Raw genomic sequence first — 12,977 nt, 5'->3', positions numbered from 1 at the left:
GCTCGCTCCTACGGAGAACCGCCGATGAGTCATGTGTTGGACGACCTGGTCGACCTGTTGAGCCTCGAATCCATCGAGGAGAACCTGTTCCGTGGACGTAGCCAGGACCTGGGCTTCCGCCAGCTTTACGGTGGCCAAGTGCTGGGCCAGTCGTTGTCGGCTGCCAGTCAGACAGTCGAGGACGCGCGCCATGTGCATTCGTTGCACGGCTACTTCCTGCGCCCGGGCGATGCCAGCCTTCCAGTGGTGTACTCGGTAGACCGCGTGCGCGATGGCGGCAGCTTCAGTACGCGGCGGGTGACGGCGATCCAGAAGGGCCAGACCATCTTCACCTGCAGTGCATCGTTCCAGTACGACGAGGAAGGCTTCGAGCACCAGGCGCAGATGCCTGACGTGGTCGGCCCGGAAAACCTGCCTACCGAGGTCGAACTGGCCCGTGCCATGGCCGACCAGTTACCCGAGCGCATTCGCGACAAGGTGCTGTGTGCCAAGCCGATCGAGATCCGCCCGGTCACCGAGCGCGACCCGTTCAACCCCAAGCCGGGCGACCCGGTGAAATACGCCTGGTTCCGCGCCGACGGCAACCTGTCTGACGTGCCTGCCCTGCACAAGTACATGCTGGCCTACGCCTCGGACTTCGGCCTGCTGACCACGGCGTTGCTGCCCCATGGCAAATCGGTGTGGCAGCGCGACATGCAGATCGCCAGCCTCGACCATTCGCTGTGGTTTCACGGCAACCTGCGCGCCGACGAGTGGCTCCTGTACGCCACCGATAGCCCCTGGGCCGGCAATTCCCGTGGCTTCTGCCGCGGCAGCATTTTCAACCAGGCCGGGCAACTGGTGGCATCGTCGAGCCAGGAAGGCCTGATTCGCCATCGCAAGGACTGGGCATGAGCCTGGGCGAGGTGCGCAACTGGGTGTTCGACATGGACGGCACCCTGACCGTGGCCGTGCACGACTTTGCCGCCATTCGGGTGGCGCTGGACATCCCGGCCGAACACGACATCCTCACCCACCTGGCGGCCTTGCCGGCAGAGGAAGCGGCGGCCAAGCATGCCTGGTTGCTGGAGCACGAAAGGGACCTGGCAACGGCCTCCACGGCGGCCACCGGGGCGGTGGAACTGGTGCGTGAGTTGGCCGGGCGCGGCTGCCGGCTGGGTATTCTGACCCGCAATGCGCGTGAGCTGGCGCATGTAACGCTGGAGGCCATTGGCCTGGCGGACTGCTTCCCGGTGGAACACATTCTCGGGCGTGACGAGGCTGCGCCGAAGCCTAGCCCTGATGGGCTGCTGAAGATTGCCAGCGCCTGGGGCGTGACGCCGAGCGAACTGGTGATGGTGGGGGATTACCGCTTTGACCTGGACTGCGGGCGGGCGGCGGGGGCGCGCACGGTGCTGGTGAACCTGCCGGACAACCCCTGGCCGGAGCTGGTGGATTGGCATGCAGAGGATTGCCGGGCGTTGAAGGTGATGCTGGGCTGACGCTTGTGTTGGCAATGCGGGCCTCTTCGCGGGCATGCCCGCTTCCACAGGTATTGCGCACGTCTCGGGCCCTGTGGTGCCCCTGTGGGGGCGGGCGTGCCCGCGAAAGGGCCGGATCTGTCTATGCTGAACCCCATTCTTTGCTCTGATACGGAGACCCACCCATGAGCAGCAAGGCCATCTACGTACAACCCGGCGGCGGCTACGACAAGGTCCAGGTCGGCACCTGCGAGGCCCAGGCCCCCCAGGCCGGCGAGATTACCGTGCGCCTGCACGCCAGTTCCCTCAACTACCACGATTTCGCCGTGGTCAGCGGCATGTGGGGCCCGAGCGAGCGACGCATCCCCATGGCCGATGGCGCCGGCGAGGTGGTTGCGGTGGGGGATGGCGTCACTGAGTTCCAGGTCGGCGACAATGTGGTCAGCACCTTCTTCCCGGACTGGCTCGATGGCCAGGCCAATGTCGAGGGCTTTGCCCGAGTGCCCGGCGACGGCATCGATGGCTACGCCCGCGAGCAGGTGACTGCCCGCACCACCGCCTTCACCCTGGCACCCCAGGGTTTCAGCCATGCCGAGGCTGCCACCCTGACCACCGCCGGCCTTACCGCCTGGCGGGCGCTGATGAGCGATGATCACCTCAAGCCCGGCGACACGGTGCTGGTGCAGGGTACCGGCGGTGTGTCGATTTTCGCCCTGCAGTTCGCCAAGCTGGCGGGCGCGACCGTGATCGCCACCTCGTCCAGCGATGCCAAGCTGGAGCGCCTGAAGGCCCTGGGTGCCGACCACCTGATCAACTACAAGAGCACCCCGGCCTGGGGTGAGAAGGTGCGCGAGCTGACTGGCAACCGCGGTGTCGATCATGTGATTGAAGTGGGCGGCCCGGCGACACTGGAGCAGTCGATGATTGCTGCGCGCATTGGCGGGCATGTTTCGCTGATCGGCATCCTTACCGGGGTGGCCGGGCAGTTGCCGCTGGTGCAGGCGCTGGTGCGGCAGATTCGGCTGCAAGGGGTGCTGGTTGGCAGCCGAGCGCAGCAGCAGGCGATGGTGCGTGCGATTGATGCCAACGGCCTGCGGCCGGTGGTGGACAAGCATTTCGAACTGGAACAGATCGTCGAGGCGTTCCGTTACCAGGAGAGCAACCGGCATTTCGGCAAGATCTGCCTGACCTGGTGAAGTGAGGGCAGGGTAGCTGTATGTAACGGCCACCCTGCACGCCACTCTGTTCGTAGCATCAAGCCCGAGGCCTTGCACTGCCTGACAGTCAGTCCGGCAGTAGCCGGTCTCGGCTGTTGGACAGGTGCAGGCACACTGCCGCCCGTGCGGCATCCGGGTCTTGTCGGCGGATGGCATTGAGGATCGCCTCATGCTCCAGGTTGGCCAGGTACGCTTGCCGCGCCAGCTTGGCCCCCGCGCGCTCGGCCAGGGCCATGCGGTTGCGCGGTATCAGGCCGTTACCCAGTTGCAGCAGCATCTCGGTGAAATACAGATTGCCGGTGGCCTCGGCAATCAGCAGGTGAAAGCGCCGGTCGGCTTCGATGCAGCTGTCGCCGGCAGCGGCCAGGTCCTGATAGTCATCCAGCGCCTGGCGCATGCGCGCCAGTTGCCCCTCATCACGACGCAGTGCGGCCAGCGCGGCAGCCTGGCCCTCAAGGCCAATACGCAGCTCCAGCAGATCGCGCACATTCGCCGCGCTCTCCGCCGCAACGCGCAGCCCGGCCTGGGCCTGGCGCTCCATCACGAACGTACCGATCCCGTGGCGCGGCTCCACCAGCCCAGAGGCCTGCAGCTTCGACAAGGCTTCGCGAACCACCGTGCGGCTGACCCCGTGCTCGCGCACCAAGGTGTTTTCCGAAGGCAGTTTGTCGCCTGGTTTGAAGGTGCCCAGCAGAATCTGCTGGGTCAGGCTGGAAACCAGGTCATGGGCACGGCTATGGCCGCGTTTGCGCGCGTGTTCGGGTTCCATGTGGGATCCGCTTCTTGATTTGCTTGTACGACAAGTTAATCGATAGAAAAATTTTCTGCCGATTTTTCGCGCATCCAATTCAGCATGTAATTGATCTGTTTTTGCACGTTAGGATCAAATTAGCATTGTGACAGCTTGTATTTTGCTATTTTGCCGACGTTAATGATCTTGTCGTACAACCTCGCTGCGAATAAGCTCCTCCCCACTGCCATGTCAGACAACCCGACCCGCACAAAAACAATTAGTGGGAGATCCGCAAGTGAACGACACCCTCGCTCCGTCTGCCCGGCATGAAGGCGACGCGTTGGCCAGTGCCGTGGCCAAGGTCAAGCGCCACGTCCTGCCGCTGTTCGTCATCATGTTCATCGTCAACTACCTTGACCGCGTCAACATTGGCTTCGTCCGCCCGCACCTGGAAAGCGACCTGGGCATCAGCGCTGCGGCCTATGGCTTTGGTGCCGGGCTGTTCTTTATCGGTTACGCGTTGTTCGAAGTACCTTCGAACATGCTGCTGCAAAAGGTCGGTGCCCGGCTGTGGCTGACCCGTATCATGTTCACCTGGGGGCTGGTGGCCACGGCCATGGCCTTCGTGCAGAACGAAACCCAGTTCTACGTGTTGCGTTTTCTGCTTGGGGTGGCCGAAGCAGGCTTCTTTCCTGGCGTGATCTACTACTTCACCCGCTGGCTGCCGGCGGCAGAGCGCGGCAAGGCCATTGCCATCTTCCTCAGTGGCTCGGCCCTGGCTTCGTTGATTTCCGGGCCGCTGGCCGGGGCGTTGATGCAGATCCAGGGCCTGGGCCTGCATGGTTGGCAGTGGATGCTGTTCATTGAAGGCATGGCCTCGGTGGCGCTGTGCTTCTTTGTGTTCTTCTGGCTCGACTCCAAGCCGCAGGACGCCAAGTGGCTGAGCAAGGCCGAGCAGGACGCGCTGGTCGCCACCATCGACCGCGAGCAGCAAGCGCGTGAGGCCATCGGCGCGGTCAGGCCGTCGGCCTGGAGCCTGCTCAAGGACCGCCAGATCGTGCTGTTCTGCCTGATCTACTTCTGTATCCAGCTGACCATCTATGCCGCCACCTTCTGGCTGCCCAGCATCATCAAGCGGATGGGCGACCTCAGTGACATGCAGGTCGGTTTCTTCAACTCGATCCCTTGGCTGATCTCGATCCTGGCCATGTACGCCTTCGCCGCCGGTTCCGCTCGCTGGAAGTTCCAGCAGGCCTGGGTGGCGGGCGCCCTGCTGGTCGCTGCCACGGGCATGTTCATGTCCACCACGGGTGGGCCGGTGTTCGCCTTCGTCGCCGTGTGCTTCGCCGCGATCGGCTTCAAGTCAGCGTCGTCACTGTTCTGGCCAATCCCCCAGGGCTACCTGGACGCCCGCATCGCTGCGGCGGTGATTGCCCTGATCAACTCGGTCGGCAACCTCGGCGGCTTCGTTGCCCCCACCACCTTCGGCTTGCTGGAGCAGCAGACTGGCTCGATCCAGGGCGGGCTGTACGGCCTGGCGGTGACCTCGGTGCTGGCGGCGATTGCCATCTTCTTCGTACGCACTCGCCCCAAGGGCGTCCCTTCCGATGACCTCAAGGCCCCTTCGGCCTTGGGCCAGACCCACTGATGACTGCGAGACAACAACCATGAATATGCAGACCAATCCCGCCGTACATGCCAGCACCCCGGTGGTCACCGACCTGCGCGTGGTCCCCGTGGCCGGCCATGACAGCATGCTGCTCAACCTCAGTGGCGCCCATGGCCCGTTCTTCACCCGCAACGTGGTGGTGCTGCGCGACAGCGCCGGCAATACTGGCCTGGGTGAAGTGCCCGGTGGCGAGAAGATTCGCCAGACCCTGGAGGACGCCCGCAGCCTGGTTGTCGGCCAACCGATCGGCCATTACCAGCGTGTGCTCAATGCCATGCGCCAGACCTTCGCCAACCGTGACTCGGCGGGCCGCGGTCTGCAGACCTTCGACCTGCGCATCACCGTGCATGCGGTGACGGCCATTGAGTCGGCATTGCTCGACCTGCTCGGCCAGCACCTGAATGTGCCGATGGCAGCATTGCTGGGCGAGGGCCAGCAACGTGATGCGGTGAAGATGCTCGGCTATCTGTTCTACATCGGCGACCGCCAGCAGACCGACCTGGCCTACCGCAACGAAGCCGACAGCGATGACGACTGGTTTCGCCTGCGCCATGAAAAGGCCCTGACCCCGGCAGCAGTGGTGCGGCTGGCCGAGGCCGCCAAGGCGCGCTATGGCTTCAGCGATTTCAAGCTCAAGGGCGGCGTGCTGCGCGGTGAAGAAGAGATGGAGGCTGTGACAGCGCTGGCCGAACGCTTCCCCGAAGCGCGCATCACGCTCGACCCCAATGGCGCGTGGTCGCTGAAGGAGGCCATCGCCCTGTGCCGCGACAAGCACGATGTACTGGCCTACGCCGAAGACCCGTGCGGCGCCGAGAACGGTTATTCGGGCCGCGAGGTGATGGCCGAGTTCCGCCGCGCCACCGGCCTGCCCACCGCGACCAACATGATCGCTACTGACTGGCGACAGATGGGGCATGCCATTCAGTTACAGTCGGTGGACATTCCGCTGGCCGACCCGCACTTCTGGACCTTGCAGGGTTCGGTACGGGTGGCGCAGATGTGCAACGACTGGGGGCTGACCTGGGGTTCTCATTCCAATAACCACTTCGACATTTCGCTGGCGATGTTCACCCAGGTGGCGGCTGCGGCGCCGGGTGAGATCACGGCGATCGACACCCACTGGATCTGGCAGGATGGCCAGCGCCTGACCCGTGAGGCGCTGCGCATTGTCGACGGGCATGTGCGAGTGCCGGCGCGGCCGGGCTTGGGCGTGGAACTGGATGAAGACCAACTGGCCAAGGCCCATGAGTGCTACCGCAACATGGGGCTGGGTGCGCGGGATGACAGCGTGGCGATGCAGTTCCTGATTCCGGGTTGGAGCTTCGATAACAAACGGCCTTGCCTGGTGCGTTGAGGCTGCGGGCCTCTTCGCGGGCAAGCCCGCTCCTACATCAACCGGTGGTGTCGCCCCACACCGTCGTAGGAGCGGGTTCACCCGCGAATAGGCCGGACCTGCCGCCCAATACCCCCAGTCATTCACCGTCGCCACCACCGCATTCCTCAATCGGTGGCATCGCCACGTACCGTTGTAGGAGCGGGTTCACCCGCGAATAGGCCGGACCTGCCGCCCAATACCCCCAGTCATTCACCGCCGCACCCGCCACCGCATTCATCAATCGGCACCGTCGCCACGCCCCCTTGTAGGAGCGGGTCCCGCGAATAGGCCGGACCTGCCGCCCAATACCCCCAGTCATTCACCGTCGCACCCGCCACCGCATTCGCGGGCAAGCCCGCTCCTACATCAATCGGTGGCATCGCCACGTACCGTTGTAGGAGCGGGTTCACCCGCGAAAAGGCCGGCACAGGCAACACACATTCAAATGAAAAACAAAAGCTCCATTTGGGCCTGTGGCGCGATCGGATATGCCATTCACGACATCTGGCGTTGATGGAAATGCCCTGTCGTGATCGAACAGTTCCGTGGCGTTCTCGTGTAATTCCCCACAGCCATGCGGGGATTAAATGAACCCCGAACCGCACTGACACCTTGCTCTGTGACGCGTGCCAAATATCAACAACAGCGCGCGAACAACGTGTCGACTTATTGATTTCAAAGGAGATATTTTTCGCCTACGCCTGCCCGTCCTTCCTTGTGTCAGCAAAAAGAGAACAACATCAATGAACACCGTGGGATCTGATGGCAACCTTGCACAAGGTTTCAAGCCACGTCACGTAACGATGCTGTCCATCGCCGGCATTATCGGCGCCGGACTTTTCGTAGGCTCTGGCCACGCCATCGCGGCAGCCGGGCCAGCAACCATAATTTCCTATTTCGTGGCCGGGACCCTGGTGGTACTGGTCATGCGCATGCTCGGCGAAATGGCCGTGGCACACCCCGACACCGGATCGTTTTCCACCTATGCCGACCAGGCCATTGGCCGCTGGGCCGGCTATACCATCGGCTGGTTGTACTGGTGGTTCTGGGTACTGGTGATTCCTATCGAAGCATTGGCCGCCGGGCATGTGTTGAACGCCTGGTTCCCGCAGGTGGACAGCTGGATCTTCGCCCTGGCTTCGGTGTTGCTGCTGGCCGGTACCAACCTGTTCAGCGTGGCCAAGTACGGCGAGTTCGAGTTCTGGTTCGCCATCCTCAAGGTCACCGCCATCCTGGGCTTCATCGGCCTGGGCTTCGCCGCGCTGATGGGCTGGCTGCCCAACCGCGAGGTCAGTGGGTTGAGCGGGTTGATGGCCGAATACGGCGGCTTTGCGCCGAAAGGCTGGTCGGCAGTGGTGGGGGCGTTCATCACCGTGATGTTCAGCTTCATCGGCACCGAGGCGGTGACCATCGCCGCGTCCGAGTCCAGCGACCCGTCGCGCAACATCGCCAAGGCCACTCGCTCGGTGATCTGGCGTATCAGCACCTTCTACATCCTGTCGATCTTCGTGATTATTTCGGTGGTGCCGTGGAGCGACCCGCAGCTGGCGGTGGTGGGTTCGTACCAGCGTGCGCTGGAAATCATGAACATCCCCAACGCGGCATTCATGGTCGACCTGGTGGTTCTGGTAGCCGTTACCAGCTGCATGAACTCGTCGATCTACATCGCTTCGCGGATGATGTTTTCGCTGGCCAAGCGCGGTGACGCCCCGGCGTTCCTCAACAAGACCTCCAAGGTCGGTGTACCGCGTGCTGCAGTATTCGGCAGCACCCTGATCGGTGCGGCCATCGCGGTCCTCAACTACTTCGCACCGAAGGGTGTGTTCGAGTTCCTGCTGGCCAGCTCCGGCGCCATCGCCCTGTTGGTGTACATGGTTATCGCCATCTCCCAACTGCGCATGCGCCGCCGTCTGGAGCGCGAGAACACCGAACTGAAGTTCCGCATGTGGCTGTTCCCGTACCTGACCTGGGCGGTGATCATCTTCATTGCCGGGGCGCTGGCGGTGATGATGTACACGCCTGAGCATCGGGCGGAAGTGAGCTCGACATTGGGCCTGGCGATCGTGATTTCCTTCCTGGGGATCGTGACGTCGAGGGGCCATGCGCAACCGGTGGGCGCGCGATCGATGGGGTGATTCAGTTCACCTGGCTGTAAGGCAAAGGGCACCCGAGGATGGGTGCCCTTTTTTTTCGGGCGTGAAATAGCGGCGGCGCTGAAGGGTGTTTGTCGCAAGTTTTTATCGTCCATGAGATCGAGCGCCGCCCCGGCGGCGTTCGATTTGCAGGGCACCCAAACATGTGAGGCGTGCTGGCAGTTTGATATCAAAAAGCCGTTATCGCGGAATATTGTGTATTTGTTGGAAAATCACGTTTTAGCCATGCTGGATCGTTACTCTGGCGTTGGGCTTATACGCCTCGGTCGGATTTTATCCGCCGGTTCTGCGGTTGCGCTGCGCAACATGCCAAGCGGCAGAACGCGCTTTTGAAGTGCCGCTTCCCTTGATTTAAGAGGGTTTTTAAACCGAGGTGTGTGGGTGTAGGCCCTCGGTGAAGGTCAGGGAGGAAGGCTGGAGCAAGTTCTAGGAGTGTTATGGCGGAAGTGTTGCAACTCCCCCCGTCACCAACCTGGAAGTATGGCCCTCTAAAGCCCCTGTAAGCCACGAAATTCGTGGGTTATACAGTTTCTCAAAGGCTTTTCAAAGCAGGCTGGTTTGGCCTCTGCACATGACTGAATGGTCAGGTTTATAGCATCATAATAATCTGAAGGCCTTCATTTTTTAAAACCTGCAGTACTCAAGTGCTCAGTCGAATCTGGTGGCTGGGCGCTCAATCTCAACATTCTGATTTTATTAGCATTTATTGGATAAAAGCCCTGTTTTGGGCAGGGTTTTGTTTGGCTGGGCGCTCGCGTGATCTGGCCAATTTAGCGTCAAAGGCTCGGGTGCTGGCGTGTCAAAATGCGTCGCGGATTGCAGGTATTATCTCAATCTGTCAAAATTTCGCTGTTGCAGCTTTCTAAGTTTTGGATGAAAATGCCGCCGCATGGAGCGAGATATGGATGAGCTGGGGTCTATCATTACGTCATGGGGCAGCGGTGCAGGGCAGGACGTGGATGTTCGCGCGCTGCGACGCTACAACCGCTTGCTTGGCGTGTTGCTGAATGTTGGCGAGTGGGCGTGCATAGGCCTGCTGCCGTTTGTTGCGGTTGCTGCCATCTGGCTGGTGACTCAAACCAACTTTGAAAATGTCGTGTTCTATGACGGAACCGACTCGATTTGCATCTACGACGGAACGACAGGGGAAATCCGCAATGTCGAGTAAGGAAACCCAACACGGAACCCCTGGTGGCAAAGCGCAGGAGACTCGGCGGGGCACGGACGAAGAGAAACTGCTGGAGCTGGCGCTGGATGAAACGCCGGGTGAAGCAGCGGCCACCGTGCGTGAAGTCAAGCGCCTGCAGCTGGAATGCCTCGATCTCAAGCGCCGCAACAAGCGCGTATGGGGCCAACTGTTGGCGCTGACTTGCGTATTTGGCGTCACCATCGCTGCGGTGGTGTTCTGGTACCCGAAGTACCGCTGGATCCCGACCACTGACAATCACGCGATCTGTGAAGTCTCGACCGAGAGCAATCCGCGCGTAACCCCGGCCACCCTTGCCGAGTATGCCAAGGATGCCGTGGTCAATTCGTACTCCTACGACTATGTGAACTACCGCTCCAACCTCAATTCTGCGGGCGCCCGCTGGTACACCGACGAGGGGCGCAAGGCTTTCCTGAAGACCCTGGACGATTCCGGCAACCTGGAGCGCGTGCTCAAGGGGCGGATGATCCTGCGCGCCATGGCCACCCAGGTTGCCCAGGTCGAAGAGGCTGGTGTGCTGGCCAGCGGGCAGAACTACTGGCTGGTGCAGGTACCGATTGCCATCGAATTCTATGTCGGCGGTGACCAGCAGGCGCGCTCGCGCCAGGACTTCCTCGCCGCCGTGACCATCGTCCAGATCCCCGCCTCGGCCACCAACATCAAAGGCATTGCCGTCGATTCTGTTCAGCTGTCGCCGTACACCTCAAGGAAGTGACCATGAAGAAGCATCTGATCGCATCGTTGCTTGCGAGCGCTATCGCTTTGCCTGCATTTGCCAACGAGGCGCCAACTGCGCCCGCTGCCGAGGGTGGCGCAGGGCAGGTTGACGCGGCGCAAGGAAGCGAGGCTCCGCCCCAGCCGCCGATGAATGGCCTGGGCCGGCAGGTATCCAGCGCTGCTCAAGTGGTCTATCCGCGCCCGGAGGATGTCATCAGTGACACGGTCAACGACGTGCAGGACTCGCAGCTGACATCGTCGCAAGTCGAGTTGATCAAGCAGCTGTGGCTGGAGCGGGAAAAGCAGAAGGCCACCGCCTATGTCAGCCCGGCCAAGCCGGTGACCCGCACGTTGGCACTCAACCTCGACCCGGGGGTATCGCCCCCCATCGTTCGCCTGAGTAAGGGCCAGCAGTCATCGATCGTGTTCTCCGACTATGCCGGGCAGCCGTGGATGATCCAGAACGTGTCGATCAACCGCGAGCTGTTCAGCGACGGTCGCGAGCGAGGTGGGCAGAACGGTCAGAACGGTACTGCCGCACCGACCAACATCCTCACCCTGGACCCCGCCACAGCGGCGGCCTACGGCAACGTCACCGTCACCCTGCGCGGCCTGGCCACGCCGATCATCCTGATCCTGGCCGCCGGCCAGGAAGAAGTGGACATGCGTGTTGATGCCAAGGTGCCGGGGCGCAACCCGGATGCGACAGCGAGTGTGGCGATGTTGCGGATGCCGTCGATCGACGATGCGCTGACCTACTTCCTGGATGGTGTGCCGCCGAAAGATGCCAACCGCCTGAAGGTGACCGGGCTGGAGGGCGTCGAGGCCTGGAGCTATGGCCCGAACATGTACGTGAAAGCCAAGGCTGATGCGCAATATCCGGCCTACACCAACGCAGCGCGAAGCACCACCGGTGTGGCGGTGTATCGCTATGCGGGCCTGCAGAACAGCGTCACGTTCACGACTGGCGGGCAAGCCGTAACCGTCTTCATCGAGCAAGGGAATCTGCAATGAGTGATAACAACATGCCGCCGAACGACTCGGGCTTCGATGAAGAGGACGAGCACCTGGTAGCCGACCGCGACGGGCCGGCTGGCCCGCAGGAGAGGAAGGCGCGCAAGTCCGATGAGATGCAGCGCAACTTGCAGGCGGTGTTCGGTTCCGGTGTCGGCAAGGTCTCGCTGATTGCTGCCGGGTTGGTCGTGCTGGCGCTGGGCGCCCTGGCCTACAACGGCATGTCTTCGAAGGATGCGCCTGCGGGCAAGGCGTCCACGGTGGACGTGCCGAATGCGCCGCAACCTGAAGTGTCGATCGACCCTATTACCAAGGCCGAAGCAGAGCGCCGTGCGCAGCGCAGCATGTTGGAGGCCGAACAGGCTGCCGAGCGCGGGATGTCCTATCAGCCTGGCTTCGATCCGAACATCGTGCAGTCCACCGGGCGGGATCTGGCTCGTGGCCAGGGCGCGCAGTTCAACGTGCCTGGGCAGCCTTACAATGACGGCAATCAGCGTTCGCCCGAGATTTACATCGGGGCGGGTATGCCGCCTCGTGACTCAGCCCAGGTTTCACAGCGGCCTGGTGTGGCCAGCGCCCAGTCCCAGGAGCAGGAGCGCCGGCGTCTGGAGGAGGAGCTGAAAAAGGCCGAGGAGCAGCGCGACCAGTACGTCAGCGAGCTGAAAAGCGAAACGCTGAAGTCGATCAAGCAACTGATGGGCGAGTCTGAAAGTGCCAAGGGCTTCGCTGAGAGAAGCAGCTTCAGCACCGTCAGCTACTACCCGACCGAGCGCGCTGGCGGCAGTGTCACAGGCCCCGCAGTACGGGCTGCCAAGGACAAGGACCCCAATGCCATCGAGGCCGTGGGTGACACCGACCGGGCGATGCTGATCAAGACCGGTACCATCATGTACGCCACGCTCGATGCCGAGGTCAACACCGATGATGGTGGTGACGTGCTGGCGACCATTCGAGGCGGCAAGTGGAACGGTTCCAAGCTGATCGGCAAGATCGAGCAGGCGCCCGACAACATTCGCGTGAAGTTCACCATTCTTGCGCCACCGGTCAACGACCCTCGTCCGACCATGCGCATCAGCGCTGTGGCATTGCGCGAGGATGATGCCAAGCAGGGCATTGCCGAGACCAAGGACCACCACACCATGGAGCGCTATTTCGCCCTGGGTGCCGCCTCGCTGTTGTCCGGCTACGGTCGGGCTTACCAGCAGACAGCGGGTACCACTGTCATCAGCCCGAGTGGCGTTGTGGCACAGACCACTACCGAGCCCTCGACCAAGCAGGTGATCGGCTCGTCGGTCGGTGAAATGGGCACCGCCATCGCCGGCGAAGTGCGCCGCGGCTTCAACCGCCCGGCCACCTACGCAACTCCTGCGAACAAAGGCTTTGGCCTGTTCTTCCTGCAAGACGTTCACGATCAATCTCGATAAGGAGTTCG

General features: G+C 62.2%; 12 protein-coding genes. 11 read left to right on the top strand and 1 reads right to left on the bottom strand.

Annotated elements, in window-relative coordinates:
• Nucleotides 1–24: 24 nt before the first annotated feature.
• The 3 genes from tesB (at nucleotide 25) to QYE47_RS10290 (ending at nucleotide 2,656) form a co-directional block, all read left to right on the top strand.
• Nucleotides 25–894 (top strand): acyl-CoA thioesterase II, encoded by an 870-nt coding sequence (tesB, locus tag QYE47_RS10300; RefSeq protein ID WP_070384381.1) that lies wholly within the window; start codon nucleotides 25–27, stop codon nucleotides 892–894.
• The gene (locus QYE47_RS10295) at nucleotides 891–1,481 is read left to right on the top strand and encodes an HAD family hydrolase (RefSeq protein WP_014592481.1); all 591 of its coding nucleotides are present in this window, start codon (nucleotides 891–893) and stop codon (nucleotides 1,479–1,481) included. Before tesB ends, QYE47_RS10295 begins: the two co-directional genes overlap by 4 nt.
• A gap of 164 nt (nucleotides 1,482–1,645) precedes the next feature.
• Complete coding sequence (locus QYE47_RS10290; protein ID WP_014592480.1) at nucleotides 1,646–2,656, top strand: NAD(P)-dependent alcohol dehydrogenase; 1,011 nt, start codon at nucleotides 1,646–1,648, stop codon at nucleotides 2,654–2,656.
• A gap of 88 nt (nucleotides 2,657–2,744) precedes the next feature.
• Here the strand turns inward: QYE47_RS10290 and QYE47_RS10285 are convergent, their stop codons facing one another.
• Nucleotides 2,745–3,446, bottom strand: coding sequence for a FadR/GntR family transcriptional regulator (locus QYE47_RS10285; RefSeq protein ID WP_003249857.1), 702 nt, complete (start codon nucleotides 3,444–3,446; stop codon nucleotides 2,745–2,747).
• A 259-nt stretch (nucleotides 3,447–3,705) separates the two neighbouring features.
• Between QYE47_RS10285 and QYE47_RS10280 the strand changes: the two genes are divergently transcribed.
• The 8 genes from QYE47_RS10280 (at nucleotide 3,706) to QYE47_RS10245 (ending at nucleotide 12,969) form a co-directional block, all read left to right on the top strand.
• Complete coding sequence (locus QYE47_RS10280) at nucleotides 3,706–5,058, top strand: MFS transporter (protein ID WP_070384380.1); 1,353 nt, start codon at nucleotides 3,706–3,708, stop codon at nucleotides 5,056–5,058.
• A 19-nt stretch (nucleotides 5,059–5,077) separates the two neighbouring features.
• On the top strand, nucleotides 5,078–6,433 hold the full coding sequence (gene gudD, locus QYE47_RS10275; RefSeq protein WP_019438920.1) for a glucarate dehydratase: 1,356 nt from the start codon (nucleotides 5,078–5,080) through the stop codon (nucleotides 6,431–6,433).
• 764 nt (nucleotides 6,434–7,197) lie between these two features.
• A complete protein-coding gene (locus QYE47_RS10270) occupies nucleotides 7,198–8,589 on the top strand; it encodes an amino acid permease (RefSeq protein ID WP_070384379.1) in 1,392 nt (463 codons plus the stop codon).
• 42 nt (nucleotides 8,590–8,631) lie between these two features.
• Entirely contained in the window at nucleotides 8,632–8,940 is a 309-nt protein-coding gene (locus QYE47_RS10265) for a hypothetical protein (RefSeq protein ID WP_155766720.1), read from the top strand.
• Between the two features lie 568 nt (nucleotides 8,941–9,508).
• Nucleotides 9,509–9,775: a hypothetical protein gene (locus QYE47_RS10260; protein ID WP_070384378.1), complete on the top strand. Its 267-nt coding sequence runs from the start codon at nucleotides 9,509–9,511 to the stop codon at nucleotides 9,773–9,775.
• Complete coding sequence (locus QYE47_RS10255; RefSeq protein ID WP_070384377.1) at nucleotides 9,765–10,529, top strand: DotI/IcmL family type IV secretion protein; 765 nt, start codon at nucleotides 9,765–9,767, stop codon at nucleotides 10,527–10,529. Before QYE47_RS10260 ends, QYE47_RS10255 begins: the two co-directional genes overlap by 11 nt.
• A 2-nt stretch (nucleotides 10,530–10,531) precedes the next feature.
• Nucleotides 10,532–11,545 carry a DotH/IcmK family type IV secretion protein gene (locus QYE47_RS10250; protein ID WP_014592475.1) on the top strand — a complete coding sequence of 338 codons (1,014 nt, stop codon included), beginning with the start codon at nucleotides 10,532–10,534 and terminating at the stop codon, nucleotides 11,543–11,545.
• Nucleotides 11,542–12,969 (top strand): DotG/IcmE/VirB10 family protein, encoded by a 1,428-nt coding sequence (locus tag QYE47_RS10245; RefSeq protein ID WP_014592474.1) that lies wholly within the window; start codon nucleotides 11,542–11,544, stop codon nucleotides 12,967–12,969. The genes QYE47_RS10250 and QYE47_RS10245 overlap by 4 nt, the downstream gene beginning before the upstream one ends.
• Nucleotides 12,970–12,977: the final 8 nt, after the last annotated feature.

Source organism: Pseudomonas sp. 2,4-D, assembly GCF_030418155.1.
In the GTDB taxonomy this organism is placed as follows: domain Bacteria; phylum Pseudomonadota; class Gammaproteobacteria; order Pseudomonadales; family Pseudomonadaceae; genus Aquipseudomonas; species Aquipseudomonas alloputida.
This window is presented reverse-complemented; position numbering and strand designations above follow the sequence as displayed.